The 15,094-nt window shown below is 44.9% G+C and carries 11 protein-coding genes; 9 read left to right on the top strand and 2 right to left on the bottom strand.

What is annotated here, in order from left to right:
* The first annotated feature begins 4 nt into the window (after window positions 1-4).
* The 5 genes from AC3WTJ_RS07250 to AC3WTJ_RS07230 all read left to right on the top strand — a co-directional run bounded on the left by AC3WTJ_RS07250 (window position 5) and on the right by AC3WTJ_RS07230 (window position 7,802).
* Window positions 5-1,090, top strand: coding sequence for a glycosyltransferase (locus AC3WTJ_RS07250; protein WP_492521262.1), 1,086 nt, complete (start codon window positions 5-7; stop codon window positions 1,088-1,090).
* Entirely contained in the window at window positions 1,087-2,997 is a 1,911-nt protein-coding gene (locus AC3WTJ_RS07245) for a glycosyltransferase (protein WP_492521261.1), read from the top strand. Before AC3WTJ_RS07250 ends, AC3WTJ_RS07245 begins: the two co-directional genes overlap by 4 nt.
* A gap of 100 nt (window positions 2,998-3,097) precedes the next feature.
* Window positions 3,098-5,362 carry a type IA DNA topoisomerase gene (locus tag AC3WTJ_RS07240; RefSeq protein WP_492521260.1) on the top strand — a complete coding sequence of 755 codons (2,265 nt, stop codon included), beginning with the start codon at window positions 3,098-3,100 and terminating at the stop codon, window positions 5,360-5,362.
* 16 nt (window positions 5,363-5,378) lie between these two features.
* The gene (locus tag AC3WTJ_RS07235) at window positions 5,379-6,053 is read left to right on the top strand and encodes a uracil-DNA glycosylase (RefSeq protein WP_492521259.1); all 675 of its coding nucleotides are present in this window, start codon (window positions 5,379-5,381) and stop codon (window positions 6,051-6,053) included.
* A 54-nt stretch (window positions 6,054-6,107) separates the two neighbouring features.
* Complete coding sequence (locus AC3WTJ_RS07230) at window positions 6,108-7,802, top strand: M3 family oligoendopeptidase (RefSeq protein WP_492521258.1); 1,695 nt, start codon at window positions 6,108-6,110, stop codon at window positions 7,800-7,802.
* Here AC3WTJ_RS07230 and AC3WTJ_RS07225 read toward each other — a convergent pair.
* On the bottom strand, window positions 7,799-8,731 hold the full coding sequence (locus AC3WTJ_RS07225; protein WP_492521257.1) for a zinc dependent phospholipase C family protein: 933 nt from the start codon (window positions 8,729-8,731) through the stop codon (window positions 7,799-7,801). The two genes, AC3WTJ_RS07230 and AC3WTJ_RS07225, sit on opposite strands and share 4 nt — an antisense overlap.
* 203 nt (window positions 8,732-8,934) lie before the next feature.
* Between AC3WTJ_RS07225 and AC3WTJ_RS07220 the strand changes: the two genes are divergently transcribed.
* A complete protein-coding gene (locus AC3WTJ_RS07220; protein ID WP_492521256.1) occupies window positions 8,935-11,181 on the top strand; it encodes a PAS domain S-box protein in 2,247 nt (748 codons plus the stop codon).
* 54 nt (window positions 11,182-11,235) lie between these two features.
* On the opposite strand, the gene AC3WTJ_RS07215 is transcribed toward AC3WTJ_RS07220, so the two are convergent.
* Window positions 11,236-11,466, bottom strand: a complete 231-nt coding sequence (locus tag AC3WTJ_RS07215) for a hypothetical protein (protein WP_157326617.1) — start codon at window positions 11,464-11,466, stop codon at window positions 11,236-11,238.
* A gap of 232 nt (window positions 11,467-11,698) precedes the next feature.
* Between AC3WTJ_RS07215 and AC3WTJ_RS07210 the strand changes: the two genes are divergently transcribed.
* The 3 genes from AC3WTJ_RS07210 to AC3WTJ_RS07200 all read left to right on the top strand — a co-directional run bounded on the left by AC3WTJ_RS07210 (window position 11,699) and on the right by AC3WTJ_RS07200 (window position 15,028).
* Window positions 11,699-12,355: a deoxynucleoside kinase gene (locus tag AC3WTJ_RS07210; RefSeq protein ID WP_407872382.1), complete on the top strand. Its 657-nt coding sequence runs from the start codon at window positions 11,699-11,701 to the stop codon at window positions 12,353-12,355.
* A 448-nt stretch (window positions 12,356-12,803) separates the two neighbouring features.
* Entirely contained in the window at window positions 12,804-14,015 is a 1,212-nt protein-coding gene (locus AC3WTJ_RS07205; RefSeq protein WP_492521255.1) for an FAD-dependent monooxygenase, read from the top strand.
* Window positions 14,016-14,047: 32 nt separating this feature from the next.
* The gene (locus tag AC3WTJ_RS07200; RefSeq protein ID WP_492521254.1) at window positions 14,048-15,028 is read left to right on the top strand and encodes an NAD-dependent epimerase/dehydratase family protein; all 981 of its coding nucleotides are present in this window, start codon (window positions 14,048-14,050) and stop codon (window positions 15,026-15,028) included.
* The last annotated feature ends 66 nt before the right edge of the window (window positions 15,029-15,094 follow it).

The following is a 15,094-nucleotide window of genomic DNA, read 5'->3' as shown; positions in this document are numbered from 1 at the left end:
CCAATTGATAACGATTAGTTTATGTATGATTGTCAAAAATGAGGAGCAGTCCCTTCACCGCTGTCTTCACTCTGTAAGAGAAGTAGCGGATGAAATCATTATCATAGACACCGGTTCTACGGATAGGACCAAGGAGATAGCTTCCGCTTTTACGGAATTTATCTATGATTTGACATGGAAGGATCATTTCGCTGAGGCCAGGAACTTTGCTTTTTCTAAAGCGACTAAGGACTATCTCTTATGGCTGGATGCGGATGACGAGTTTGAAGAGACAGATCGACTGAAATTCAAAGCGCTTAAAGAGGACTTGGATCCTTCCGTTGACAGTGTGATGATGCCATATCATTTAGCTTTTGATGCCGATCATAATGTAACAACGAGCCTTAAACGTAACCGGTTAGTCAGACGGGCAGCAGGGTTTCGTTGGGAAGGTCCCGTGCATGAAGTGCTGATCGTCAGCGGTAACGTGATTCACTCGGATATTGCCGTTACCCATAAGAAGGATAAGGCGTATACCGACCGGAATTTGCGGATATATCAAAAACGCGAGTCAGAGAATGAATCTTTTTCCCCACGAGATCTGTACTACTTTGCTAATGAGCTTAAAGATCATGGTCTTCATGAAAAAGCGGTTACGTATTACGAACGTTTTCTTGCTACCAAACAGGGATGGCGCGAGGATTGTTTTGCCGCTTGCCTGAAGATGGGAGATTGTTACGGCAATCTAACGAATCGGCAGATGCAGCTGAGGACTTGGTTTAGAACCTTACTTCACGGGAAACCAAGAGCGGAGATGTGTTGTCGGGTGGGAAACTTCTTCTACGAAGACAATAAGTTGGAACTTGCGATCTATTGGTTTCAGAAAGCAACTTCGTTAGGAGAGCCAACCGACTATGCCGGTATGGTTGATCATGCGGCTTGGACGTGGATGCCGCACTTGCACCTCTGCTTGTGTTATGACCGAATGGGACAGAAGCAGAAAGCGGAGCTGCATAATGAGATCGCCTATGTCTACAACCCGACTCATCCGAGCATTTTGCATAATAAAGCTTATTTTGCTAATCTCCGCCGAGAGGAGAAGGCACTTTGAGTCCTAAAAAGCGTGTTCTGATTGGAAGCCCCATTCGCCAAATACCTGAAATTCTTACACCTTTTCTCGCTTCACTTGCTGAACTTGAGCGCAAAAACTTTACGGTGAGCTATTTATTCGTCGACGATAACGAGGTAGAAGCTTCACAGCAATTACTGCTTGATTTTCAAGCGAAATATGGCCGGACATCCATTTACAATGAAGAGAAACATGCCCAAACCTATGAGAAGGATGAATTCACTCACTATTGGCCGGAGGATACGATTTGGAAAGTAGCCGGGATGAAGGACACTATCCTTTCATATGCGTTGGAAAAGAAATTCGATTATGTCTTTCTGATTGACTCCGATCTCGTTCTACACCCGCACACGCTTGAGCAGCTTGTCTCGGCGAACAAAGACATTATTGCCAACATTTTTTGGACGAAATGGCAGCCTGATACGATGGAAATGCCCCAAGTTTGGTTGAGCGACCAGTATACGCTGTATCCCAAAGGCAGACAGGAATCCTTATCCGATGAGGAGTCGGCTAGGCGGACTTGGCAGTTCTTCGCTCAACTGAGAATCCCGGGTATTTATGAGGTTGGCGGGCTTGGAGCGTGCACCTTGATCAGCCGCAAAGCCATTCAAGCCGGTGTACGTTTTGCGGAAATCCCTAATTTATCATTCTGGGGGGAAGACCGGCACTTCTGCATTCGCGCACGAGCCTTGGGCTTCTCACTCTACGTGGACACTCATTTTCCCGCCTATCATATTTATCGCAAGTCAGAATTGGCCGGTGTTGACGCCTATAGGCAAAGCAGCATTGGGGTGAACGCCGATGAACGCAAGATCACAGTCAGTTTATGTCTCATTGTCAAAAATGAAGAAAACGCACTTCCAATATGTCTCCATTCCGTGCGGGGTATTGCCGATGAAATTATAATTGTCGATACGGGCTCTACGGATAGGACGAAGGAAATTGCTGCCAGATATACCGACCGAATTTATGATTTTGCTTGGGTGGATGATTTTGCTGCAGCCAGAAACTTTGCTTTTTCCAAAGCAACGAAGCAGTACATTCTATGGTTGGATGCTGATGATACACTGACGGAGAAAGATCGGCTGCTATTTCTCGAATTGATTCAGACGCTGGAGCCGCTTGTGGATCGCGTGTCGATGAATTATAACCTCAGCTTTGATGAGGATCAGAATGTGACGTATAGTCTGCGCAGAAACCGGCTAGTTCGCCGAGATTGCCAGTTTCAATGGAATGGCGCTGTGCATGAATATTTAGCGGCAAGCGGATCCATTCTCCATAGTGAAATAGCGGTCACACACCGGAAAGATAAGCTGCATACAGATCGCAATTTACAAATCTATCGGAAGAAACTTGCCGGAGGAGAGACGTTTAGTTTACGTGATCAGTTTTATTATGCTAACGAATGCAGAGAACATGGGCATTATGAGGAAGCTGTGACGTATTATGAAGATTTCCTTCAATCGCCAGACGGCTGGTTGGAAGATAAAATTGCTGCTTCTCTTCATTTGGCGACTTGTTACAGCCATTTAGGTAAGAGAGATGAACAGCTCATGGCTTTGTTCAGATCATTTGAATTCGATATGCCTCGCGCAGATTGCTGCTGCCGGATCGGGTCTATTTTTCTGGGGGAGCAAGATTATTTACAAGCGATCTATTGGTATGAGTCCGCAACACAGTTTACCAAGCCAAAGGAATCGATGGGCTTTATGGATCACTCGTCCTGGACGTGGCTGCCGCATGTTCAGCTTTGTTTGTGTTACGACCGGATCGGCAAGCTGGATAAGGCGAAATTCCATCATGATATATCTTATTCATACAATCCCAAACACCCTTCCGTTATTCATAATCAACGCTATTTCGAGCAAATTGGCTTAAATAAAAGTTGAAAATTGAACCTTTGCCATATTGCAGACGCTTATAAAGTGGGATACACTGAGTCGATAGATGAGATCCATTTAGAAAGAATGAGTAAGGAGCGATACTCTTTTGAAGACACTTATTATTGCGGAAAAACCGGACATGGGGCGAAATATAGCCGCCGCAATAGAACCTAAAGCCAAAAATCTTAGGTCCTATCTGGAGGGTGAGCAGTACATTATCACCTGGGCGATCGGACACTTAATCGAGTTGGCTGAACCAGATCAATATGATGAGAAATATAAAAAATGGAACATAAGCCATCTGCCGATCATTCCTGATGAATTTAAGTTGATTCCCAATCCGCGGACGTATGATCAACTGAAGGTAATTGCTGAACTTGCGAAAAAGTGTAATCAACTCGTCAATGCCTGCGATGCGGGACGGGAGGGCCAGCATATTTTCTCTTTGATTCAGCGGCATTTAGGACTGAAGCAGCCGGTGAAGCGGCTTTGGATTTCGGACTTAACGTCGGAAACGATCCGCAATGGCTTCGCTACGTTGAAAGACGGATCCGAATATGAGAATCTGACCCGTGCTGCACGTTCCCGAAGTGAAGCCGATTGGTTAATCGGCATGAATGGCTCGCGTGCTTTTACAACAAAGCATAATGTCCTGCTTTCAGTAGGTCGCGTTCAAACACCGGTCCTTGCGCTCATTTACGATCGTCAGAAACAAATAGAAGCCTTTTCCTCACTCAAATTTTACGAGCTGGAGGGTTACTTCACACAAGGCGATACCACGTATAGAGGCATGTGGCAGGGCGAACGCTTAACGGACCAACCGAAAGTGGAGGCATTAGCGGCCAAGGTGAAGGGGAAACCGGCACGCATTATTTCCTATGAAGTAAAGGAAACGAAGGAATACCCCTTTAAATTGTATGATTTAACGCTGCTGCAGCGCGAGGCGAATGGGAAATATGCTTTTTCGGCCAAGAAAACGCTCGATACCGCTCAGTCGCTTTATGAGAAACATAAGGTCATTTCGTATCCGAGAACGAATTCCAACTATGTCACCGAGCAAAATATTCCGGAAATGCACAAGTCGCTATCCGCTTTGCAAGGAACCGCGTATCATGACCTTGTACAGGGAGCTAATCGCAATCTGGTGCATAAAAACAATAAAAATATTTGCAATCCATCTAAAGTGGAAGATCATCATGCGATTCTGCCAACGAATCGTAAGGCATCTGGACTCACGCCGGATGAGCAGAAATTGTACGATTTGATCGTGAGACGTTTTTTATCGCAATTTTATCCGCCTGCCGAATATAAGGTTCACACGGTGATGACCGAGGTCGAGCAAGAGATGTTCAAGACGACGGTGAAAGAACTTCTCCACTTGGGCTGGAAGGTCATTTATGCCGATCAGAAAAAAGAAAAGCCCAAAAGCTCCAAAGGCAAAGAGAAGGAAGACGAAGAAGACGAAGAGGTTGAAGTCAGCGAACCCTTCTCCATCGATGCGCAAGGTCAAGTTGTTTGCAGCGATGCTGTTGTCAAAGAGAAAGATACTCAACCGCCAAAGCATTTCAACGAAGGTACGCTGCTTAAAGCGATGGAAAGCGCAGGCAAGCAGATTGAGGACGAGGAGCTTCGCGATGCAATGAAAGATTCCGGTCTCGGGACGCCAGCGACACGCGCAGCAACCATTGAACGTTTGAAGAAGGTAGGCTATATCGACATGCAGGGCAAAAAGATTGTCCTTACCCAAAAGGGCAGAATGGCCGTCGAACTCATTCGCGGAGCCGGCATCGAGCTGCTTACTTCTCCGGAAATGACGGGCCAATGGGAGCGCAGGCTGAACGAGATCTCCCGCGGCACAGCGTCGGACGAGCAGTTTATGCACAATGTCAAAAGGTTTGCGACATTAATCGTCGACAAAGTCCGCGTGCAACCCAGAGCTGCCAAAACAGCCTTCGAAGGTGAAACGCCTGCTCCTGCGGGAACCAAGAGAGGATCCGCGGCACGTGCGAAGTCATCTGCTCCTTCGGGCAGCGCCAAGGCGAAAACAGCGTCCAAGAAATCGGCGGATGCCAACAGCAGCCCTTTGGACGGTGCCAATTCATTCCTGGCAGCTTGTCCGCGGCCGGGCTGCGGCGGCTCCCTTTTTATGGGGCGTAAAGGGTATGGGTGCTCTCATTATAAGGAAGGCTGCAAGTTTGTCATCTGGAAGGAGAGTTTTGGCCGGAATTTGACCGATACGCAGGTGCAAGCACTTGTTCAAAAAGGGAAAACGACGAAACTCAAGCTCGTGCTTCCAGACGGGACAGCAGCAGACGGACGTATTGTATTGAGAAACATCGATACGGGAGAGCTCGGAACGGAAACAGAGTAATGGGGGATCACAAAAAGTGTTTGATTTAACGAACGATTGGGCTAAGGTAGTAGGCTCCGAATTCGAAGAGCCTTATTTCCAAGCATTATGTGAGTTTCTGAATGAAGAATACCGAGACAAAACGATCTATCCCGAACAAAATGAAGTTCTGAATGCATTGCATTTAACCTCCTACGAAGCAACGAAAGTTGTCATATTGGGACAAGATCCTTATCACGGAAAAGGCCAAGCGCATGGCCTCAGTTTTTCCGTTAAACCGGGCATCACACCGCCGCCGTCCTTACAAAATATGTACAAAGAATTGCAGTCCGATCTGGGCTGCTTTATTCCCAATAACGGTTATTTAGTGAAATGGGCCGAGCAAGGCGTACTTCTCCTAAATACGGTGTTAACCGTTCGTGAAGACACACCTAATTCCCATAAAGGGAAGGGATGGGAGCGTTTTACGGACAAAGTGATTGAGGCCCTGAATACACGGGAGCAGCCAGTTATTTTTGTCCTGTGGGGAAACCATGCCCAAGCTAAGGAGCGACTCATTCAAACAAATCGGCACTTTATTCTAAAATCTGTTCATCCAAGTCCGCTTTCTTCTTATCGCGGTTTTTTTGGCAGCAAGCCATTTTCGCAGGTTAATAAGCTTCTTAAGGAGCTAGGGAGTCAGGAAATTAATTGGCAAATCCCCAATATATGAGGGATAATGAAGACGTAGCCGTTACATTGAATAAAATGCGAGGGAGAGAAGTCAATGAAATTTCAAGACTTTACTTATGTAAGACCCGAATTTAGTACATTTGAAGCGGCGTTTAAAGAGCTTTTAGAACAGTTTAAGCAAGCAGCTTCTTTTGAGGAGCAGGACCATGCGATGGAAGCTATCGTCAAGCTTCGGAGTGAGCAAGAGTCTATGGAGTCTATTGCACGAATTCGGCACACCGTGGATACGACGGATGAATTTTATAAAGCGGAACAAGAATATTTAGATGAAATTGAACCTTTATATCAAGGTTCCATCACTGAATTCTACAAAGCGTTGATCGATTCGGCCTATCGAGCTGAACTGGAAGCCAAATGGGGCAAGCAATTGTTCAGAATTGCTGCTTTATCGCTCAAAACCTTCTCTCCGGAAATTGTTGAAGATCTCGTCCAAGAAAATAAACTGGCCAGCGAATATTCCAAGCTGCTTGCTTCGGCAAAGCTGGTTTATGCAGGAGAAGAACGAAATTTATCACAGCTGATCCCTTTTCAATTATCAACAGACCGAAATGTCCGCAAAGAATCGAATGATGTAAAATATAACTTTTTTATCGAAAATGAAGCGAAATTGGACGACCTTTATGATCAGTTGGTAAAGGTTCGTACGGCTATTGCTAAGAAACTTGGATACAGCAATTTTGTAGAACTGGCCTATGCGCGCATGAACCGCTCCGATTATAATGCCAAGGACGTGGAAGCGTTCCGCAATCAAGTATTGGCACATATTGTACCCGCGGCTACGAAATTGAAGGAACGGCAGAAAGCTAGAATCGGCGTAGACGCCCTTCATTACTACGATGATAAGTTCGGCTTCCCGTCCGGAAATGCGACACCCAAAGGGAATGCCGATTGGATTGTCGAGCAAGCACGGAAGATGTATGCCGAATTGTCGCCGGAAACAGATGAATTTTTCACATTTATGATCGAAAATGGTTTGATGGATCTAGTGGCGAAGAAGGGGAAACGAGTCGGAGGCTACTGCTCTTATATTAGTACATACCAAGCACCATTTATTTTCTCGAATTTTAACGGTACCTCAGGAGACATCGATGTCTTAACGCATGAAGTTGGCCATGCCTTCCAAGGGTATAGCTCCAGAGAGTTTCAAGTGCCTGAATATGTTTTTCCAACCTTGGAGGCTTGTGAAATCCATTCTATGAGCATGGAGTTCCTGGCTTGGCCTTGGATGTCACTATTTTTCGAAGAAGAAACGGATAAATATAAATTTAAACATTTGAGCGAATCGTTGTTATTTATTCCTTATGGCGTAGCGGTTGATGAATTCCAACACCGCATCTATGAGCAGCCGGAACTGACGCCAGTGGAGCGTAAACTTGTTTGGCGCGAGATTGAGCGGAAATATTTGCCGCATCGTGTTTATGAAGATAACGACTTTTTGGAAAGAGGAGGCTTCTGGCAGCAGCAGCCACACATTTACAAAAGCCCGTTCTACTACATCGACTACACGCTCGCGCAGGTATGTGCGTTTCAGTTCTGGAAACGGGCAAATGAAAATCCGGAGCAAGCCTGGGAAGATTATTTAAGATTATGCCAGCAAGGAGGAAGCCAAAGCTTCACGGAACTTGTTCAAGTAGCGAACTTGATCTCTCCTTTCCATGATGGCTGCGTAGCTTCTGTAATCGGCCAAATCGAGAATTGGTTGGACCAAGTCGACGATTCGAATCTTTAAAGCATGGGCTTCACATGCGTGATTTCCAGACCGCTGTCACAGTCTTTCCCGGTTTCATAAGAGCGATTGCCTAGAACGGCCACAAAGGCTTCTAGGTCGGCAGACGACCCTCTAAGCAAAACTTGAATAGCCGCTTGAAGGACGATTTCACCATCTGCCATAGCCATTTTCCACAAGTCCCAGATGCTATGCGTATAGGTCTCTTCCAGCGATGTCGGACAGTTCCAAACCGTGTGGGCTTCGTTTAAATAATCAAGCGGAGCCACACGCTTTTTATAAACCAGCGGCGATATTTTACCGAAGGTTAATACCCTCTTGATTCCTTTAGGATCGTGAAAAAGGCGCTGCGCTTTAATCATATCGAAGTATGCATCGTTCCAGTCTTTCTCCGTTATGCTCGTAGTAATGTCCGGGTAGTTGTTAGCCGTTGCTTGGAGTAGAGCAGGTACAACGCCAAGCGGCAGCTTATCACCCACATAAATTTCTTTCCAAACCGGTGTTTTCCATGTTTGAATTCCACGTTTGTGTTTGACGATCAGTGTGTCCATAATGATTTCAAATCGTTGATGATCCCATTTTTTGAAACCTGATTTATAGAAAACATATGGATGCATGTTACGGTCTAAAATATGGTGTGTGATGAATCCAAGCACATAAACAACTGCCGGATTATACAAACCGCGGCCTTGCACTTGACGGAGTAAATCCTCTAGGAACGGACCGCAATTTTTCGCATGCATGAGACTTCCTAATTGATTGAGTGTTGTATCCTTTTTCCAAGGCAAAAAATTATGATAGAACAAGAAGTCCGGCCCTTGACAACCAAGGGAGAAAACTTGTCGCAGTTGTCTGTCATTCAACATTTGGTCATGACCCAGTTGCGCCAGCAATTCTTGGCCGAATATGAGATGAGTCCAGATGTTTGGCAAGTTGTGATTCCTCCTTCGTACAAACGGATAAATTATAGTGCGACCACTTACATTCTAACATAACAATTACGCTCAAGGTCACATATCGCGAACTATTTATGTTCCAACAGCTTCTAAAGAAGGAATAATATGCAAGTTGTCGAATTCAAAAAACGATCGGTACTGAAAGCCATCCAATGCATATCTATGATAGGAGATAACGTATGAATAGGGTCAATAATCCGCAGGATCGTTCAAACCGTGCAGATCCCGACAATATTCAGGGTTTGCTTTCGAGCACAGAACCGTCTTTTGCCGCAGTTTTCGAATTCACCACGATGGGTATCGCCATTATTTCGCTGAACGGGTTATGGATAAGAGTGAATACGAGTTTATGCACTTTAACCGGCTATACAGAGGAAGAGTTAGTCAATAGGGAGCTGCACGCGATATTTCCACAGGATGAAGCCGAGGAATTAGAAGCTTATTTCGAGCAAATGCTCTCTGGTGATACAAGCTTCTATCAACTTGAGAAAAAATTGATTCGCAAAGATGGAAGTATCGCCTGGGTGGAATTCAGGATCTCTCTAATGAGAGATTCACAAGATGAACCGTTTTATTATATGGCCCAAATCAATTATCTTTCACAGAAAACGGAAATGGAACGGAAGCTTGCAGAGAGTGAGCAGAGGTATAAATCGTTAATTGAGCATAATCCTGCCGGAATTCTCACCTGTGATCTTAAAGGGATGATTAAAAGTCTGAATCCTGCGATGGAAAGGATTTTGGGGTATACAGAGCGAGAAATGGTAGGTCAGTCCATTAACCGCCTATGGAAGCAGGAACATCAAGAAAATAATTGGATCGATAGCATCGTCTCCAAGTCCGATAATTACATGCTCCGAGTTAGGCATAAAAACGGTGAGCAGATTGAGTTAGGCTTGAAGAACGTGCCCATCATCGTTGATGGCATGAATGAAGGGATTTATGTGATTGCCAGAGACATCACCCAGCATAACAAAGATCGCGAATCCCTGCGGGTTGCTCAACAGGATCTACACGATACAGTACGCAGGCAGCAAGGCATGACGATGAAGTTCAGGCAAATGCAAGGAAAGTTTATTCACACGCTATGCGACGGAGAGCTTCTCTATCGATTGGGATTTCAACCTTCCAATATTCTTGGCAATCATCTCTATGAGATTTGGCCGTATTCTATGGCTGTTAATATGGATTCGTTTTACCGCAGGGCGTGGAATGGTGAGGAAAATGTCATGTATGAAGCGACCTTTCGTGGAATTACATACTTAACTTCCTTGCGACCGATTTTTGAAAATGGCCGCGTTGTTGAAGTTATCGGATCCTGTGTGGATATTACGGAACGCAAACGTATGGAAACAGAGCTTAGAGAGACCAAAGATCTTCTTGAATCGTTCATCAGCAATACGACAGATGCCATTTGTGTACTTGATTTACGTGCAAGAGTTACTTTGGTCAATGGGGCGTACGAGCAAATATTTGGTTGGCACCAAGATGAATTATTGAATAAGCCGCTGCCGATTTATCCTGATTTCCTGGAGGAACAGCGCAAAGAAATCTATGACATGCTGAAGGCTGGTAAGCAGATTTCGGGACTTGAGACCGTCAGATTGCGGAAGGATGGACAGCTTGTACATGTGAGCGTAACGAAAACGCCGATCAAAAATGAAAAAGGCGAAATTATTGGCTTCGCCGGCATCTCAAGAGACATCACAGAACGGAATCGAACGGAGGAATTGTTACGTAAATCGGATAAGCTATCTGTCGCAGGGCAATTAGCCGCAGGATTAGCGCACGAAATCAGAAACCCCCTCACTTCACTTCGCGGCTTCTTGCAGCTGCTGCAAAATGATGTAAAGGGGAAACAGCACTATTTTGACATCATGCTCTCTGAATTAGATCGAATCAATTTTATTGTCAGCGAATTCCTTGTGATTGCCAAGCCGGAGGCGATTCATTACAAAAAAAGCGATCTGAAGGATATTCTTCAATCGGTTACTGCACTGCTCGAAACGCAGGCCGTGTTATGCGATGTTGAGCTTGTCTTGGAATTTGAAACGGAGAGCACACAGCTTGTTTGTTCGGAAATGCATTTGAAGCAATTATTTATTAATTTGGTTAAAAATGCGATGGAAGCCATTGCGAAGGATGGGCAAATCAAACTGACGGTTTCCCTGCAAGGTGACGATTGGATAAGGGTTCGGACAGAAGACAACGGCTGTGGCATTCCGGATGATCGATTAAAGCAATTAGGGGAACCATTTTACACGACGAAGGAAAAGGGGACAGGTCTCGGGTTGATGATGTGTTTTAAAATTGTCGAGGCTCATAAAGGGACAATGACCATCCAGAGCCATTTAGGAGAAGGAACGGTCATTGATGTGTGTTTACCTACGTTGACAAGTGGACAAAACAACATGGAATGGAACTGAGCTCGCGTGAAAAAACCGTCTTTCCACTTGGGAGAAGGGCGGTTTTTTCGTTAGTTAGAAACTGATGCTGAATTCATTGGATTCGCGGGAATACCATTTTGAAATTGATGCGTCTTGCTCATTGTGGATTCGTACTTCATCAGGCGTATATTTGACAATAATCCCTGAGCTGACTTGATAATAAACGCCTAAAGGATCTAACGACCAAACGTAGACAGGTGTTTTGGTCAAAGCTGCAATAAAAATCTCTATATCTGTATCCAGTAGTTTAGTTCCGTAAATCATCGACACACCTCTGTCTTATTTTTTTATGAACTTGCACTTATTATTAGTGACAGTATGAACAATTAAACAATCACGGAAACATTGGAACATTTTTTTCGTGGCGTTTTCGGAATAGACGCAGGATAAACCAAAAAATAATGTTTGCAGGACTTTGAATTCCTTGTATAATAGGAAAGCTTTGCGAAAATTGACAGTAGGTAAATTATGATTGGGTAGAAGGAGAAAGGGGTCAATGGCTGTGATTGTGGTTGGGGGAATGATCGGTCTCGGTAAAACATCAGTATCCACTTTACTTGGAAAAGAACTGAATTCAAGTGTTTTCTATGAAAGTGTAGATGATAATCCGATTCTGCCGCTGTTTTACACGTCATCTCCGGAAGAGATTGAGAAGAAGCGTTATCCGTTTCTGCTTCAACTGCACTTCCTGAATACAAGATTTAAGGCGATTAAACAAGCATTGGTACATAATCGAAATGTACTTGATAGAAGCATTTACGAGGATTGGTACTTTGCAAAAGTGAATAGGGAGCTTGGGCGAATCTCTCAACTGGAATTCGATGTGTACGAAGGGCTTGCAGACAATATGATGTCTGAACTTGCAGAGCTTCCCAAAAAAGCGCCTGATTTGATGGTCTATCTCAAAGCCTCCTTTGATACCGTGATGCATCGTATCGGATTAAGAGGACGCAGCTTCGAGCAGGATCAATCCTTGGTTGACTACTATCGACAGCTTTGGTCGGGGTATGATGACTGGGTGATGAATCATTATCACGCTTCTGAAGTGTTGATCGTAGATATGGATCAAGTGGATGTTGTGAACCGTCCTGAAGATGCGCAAGAATTAGTGAATCGAGTACGAGCTAAACTTTCCGAATTAGCGATTGTTTAATAATGAAGACCCCCTCTAACCAGAGGGGGTCTTTCGAATTATATACAAGGTTAAATGGTTTAAAAAAGATAGCATATTGCCCCGTGCAGTTGCATATACATATCGAATATTGACGGTGTCGCGCTTTATTTGTCGGAAAATACAAGAAGGCTGTGCAAAAAATTCATAAAGGAATGGTGATGAATTTGTTATTTATCGTATGTTATAACGGGAAACCGATGTGCCCTCCACTGCCGAAGTTGGCTGCTTCTGAAAAAATGCAAAAACTAAGCCTTTTTTTCTCCAACTTAGAACTGATAGAAGTGCAGCAAGAAAAAGTTGCCAATTGATCGTTAAATGACAATGAATATGCATGATCGTAATACTCCTTAGTCTTTGGATTAAGGAGTATTTGTCTTTCCCGGAATATGATAAAGTAGATGGAAATGACTGGATTTGGGAGGATGGCATGAAGTCTGTTGCATCTGGCAAGAAAGCGATTATTATTGGGGCAGGAATTGGCGGCCTCACTACAGCTTTATTTTTACAAAAAATCGGATGGGAAGCCGTCATTTATGAGAAAAAGGAAGCGCGTGCTGAATTCGGAGCAGGGATTGTCATCGCCGCGAATGCATTGGAAGTCTTGAATGATCTTGGTGTCGCCAATAAGGTGAAGCAAGTAGGTGCCAAAGTCGGTATGGCGGACATTCGCTCTTGGCATGGACAAGCCATCACATCCGTTCCGGTAGCCAAACAAGCAGCCCGCTATGGGACGTACAGCTATCTTATTCATCGGGCGAAGCTGCAGGCTATTTTGGCAGAGTCTCTGAGAGAGGAGTCGAAGTTGTATGATCGGAAAAAGATGATGTCAATGGAACAAAATGAGCATGGTGTTAGCGTTCGGTTTGAGGATGGAACGGAAGATCACGCGGATATTTTGATCGGTGCAGACGGACTGCATTCTGATACGGTTAGGCTTTTGTTCGGGGCAGGTCCGCTGACGTATTCGGGATTTACGGCTTTTCGAGGCGTAGCTGCTTATGTAGATCCAGCTTACACCTTAGAGGTTGGCGGAGGTTTTGAAGCTTGGGGCAGTGGACGGCGATTTGGATTTTCGCAGCTGGGCGAAGGTCAAATCTATTGGTTTGCTGCGATCAATGCTCCTGAAGGCCAAGAAGTGCGGAAGAAAAAAGAGCATGTCCTTCAGCAATTAAGCGGCTGGCATGCTCCGATTGAAGAGGTAGTGTTGGCGACAGACGAACAAGCGATTCTGAAGCATGATATTTATGATCGAGAGCCGCTTACTTCCTGGAGCAAGGGCAGAGTGGTGCTGATCGGTGATGCGGCACACCCGATGCTGCCGAATTTGGGACAAGGCGGAGCGCAAGCGATGGAAGATGCTTATGTACTTGCAAAGTGTCTGAAGGAAGCTGCCGATATAACGCTTCCTAGTATTAAAAGAGCGTACAAGACATATGAAGCGATTAGAATCCCACGAGCTAATCGCATTGTACGGCAGTCAAGACGCATGGCCCGAATGGTACAAATGAAAAACCCGATGACCATAAAATTACGTAATCTATTGCTGAGTTTATTTCCTGATTCATTCAAAATCAAGCAGCTGCACTGGTTGATTGGCTATCGCATGTCCGATTGGGATCGTAAAGAGTGGCTGAACTGATACATTAGAAGATATAACAATGGAGGGTACTAATGAAAATACTCATTCTTGGTGGTACTAAGTTTCTTGGACGAGCCCTAACGGAAGCGGCAATGGCGCAGGGGCATGACGTTACCTTGTTTCATCGCGGCTTGCATGATGCCAATGCCTTTCCAAACGTTCGGCATATTATTGGCGATCGGAATAACGACTTAGACCTCCTGCAAGGTCGTGAGTGGGATTCGGTGATTGATACCAGCGGTTATGAACCTGAGTCGGTCTTAGCCGCCGCTAAGCAGCTAAAGAATCAAGTGAAACACTACACGTTCATTTCTACGATTTCCGTTTACGAGGATCTGAAAAAAACGAAGGTTAATGAGTCAGCTCCTGTTGCTAAACTGACAGATCAGATGGATCCTGGTCAGAAATACGGAGCAAAGAAAGTCCTTTGCGAACTAGCCGTTCAGCAAGAATTTCCGAACCATACGCTGGTTATTCGTCCCGGTCTCATTGTCGGACCGTACGATGTGTCTGATCGTTTTACGTATTGGCCAGCTCGTTTTCACCGTGGGGGTGAAGTGTTAGTGCCTTTGCCGAGAGAACGGAAACTGCAATTTATTGATGTGCGCGACTTGTCAGCTTGGATTATTCGTTTAGTGGAGCAAGAGATGGTAGGCACACTGCATGCGAGCGGAAATGATTATACAATGGAGGAGGTTGTTCAAGCTTGTACACAAACTACTCAGCATGAAGTTATCTGTACGTGGGTGCCGGAAGAGTTCCTAGTGGCAAATGAGGTCGGAGAATGGATGGAGCTGCCGCTTTGGATTCAAAGCGATAGTCTAGTCGGGATGTTCTCCTTGGATAATACGAAGGCTTTTGCTAACGGATTGACAACTAGACCATTGATTGAAATTGTTCGAGATACGTTGGCATGGGATCAAAATCGTTCTATGACTGCGACGTGTGCAGCCGGAATGGACCCTGCCCGTGAGGAGGAACTCTTGCGGATCTGGTCGAAAAATATTTTTTGAATTGTGTGAAAATCAATAGAATAGATGGAAAAGTCCGAATATAATGGAATAGTATACTTTGAGAAA

The sequence above is a fragment of the Paenibacillus sp. FW101-FHT12H11 genome, assembly GCF_058790355.1.
This window is presented reverse-complemented; position numbering and strand designations above follow the sequence as displayed.